At 60.5% G+C, this 714-nt stretch carries 1 protein-coding gene; it reads left to right on the top strand.

Annotation, left to right across the window (positions count from 1 at the left end):
• Window positions 1–714 (top strand): phage tail tape measure protein (locus C7B16_RS24280; RefSeq protein WP_107180295.1); only part of this gene is annotated, 714 nt, incomplete at both ends.

Genomic DNA, 714 nt, shown 5'->3' with positions numbered 1-714 from the left:
TGGCGGAGGCGGCACAACGTCGCCAGTTATCCGCACAGGAGAAATCCCTGCTGGCGCATAAAGACGAGACGCTGGAGTACAGACGCCAGCTGGCTGACCTGGGCGACAGGGTTGAATACCAGAAACGGCTGAACGAGCTGGCAGACCAGGCGGAGAGATTTGCACAGCAGCAGCGGGCAAAACAGGCTGCCATCAGTGCAAAAGGCAGGGGGCTGACTGACAGGCAGGCGCAGCGGGAGTCAGAAGAGCAGCGGTTGCGCGAGGTGTATGGTGATAACCCGCAGGCGCTGGCGAAGGCAACAGGTGCGCTGAAACAGACATGGGCTTCGGAAGACCAGCTGAATGGTAGCTGGATGGCCGGGCTTCAGTCGGGCTGGAGCCAGTGGGCTGAGAGTGCGATGGACAGTTTTTCGCAGGTGAAAAGTGTGTCCATGCAGACCTTTGACGGGATTGCGCAGAATATGGCAGCAATGCTGACCGGCAGCGAACAGAACTGGCGCAGCTTCACCCGTTCGGTGTTGTCGATGCTGACGGAAATTCTGCTGAAGCAGGCCATGGCCGGAATGGTCGGGAGTGCGATCAGTGCCATCGGCAGCGCCATTGGTGGTGCTTTCGGTGGTGGCGCATCCGCGTCCACGGGGACGGCCATTCAGGCTGCGGCGGCGAACTTCCATTTCGCGACCGGAGGATTTACGGGGACGGGCGGCAAATATG

Origin of the sequence: Escherichia sp. 20412-1 (genome assembly GCF_003027595.1) — a bacterium.
Lineage (GTDB): Bacteria > Pseudomonadota > Gammaproteobacteria > Enterobacterales > Enterobacteriaceae > Escherichia > Escherichia marmotae.
Note: the sequence above shows the minus strand (reverse complement) of the source record. Positions and strands in the feature narration are given on the sequence as shown.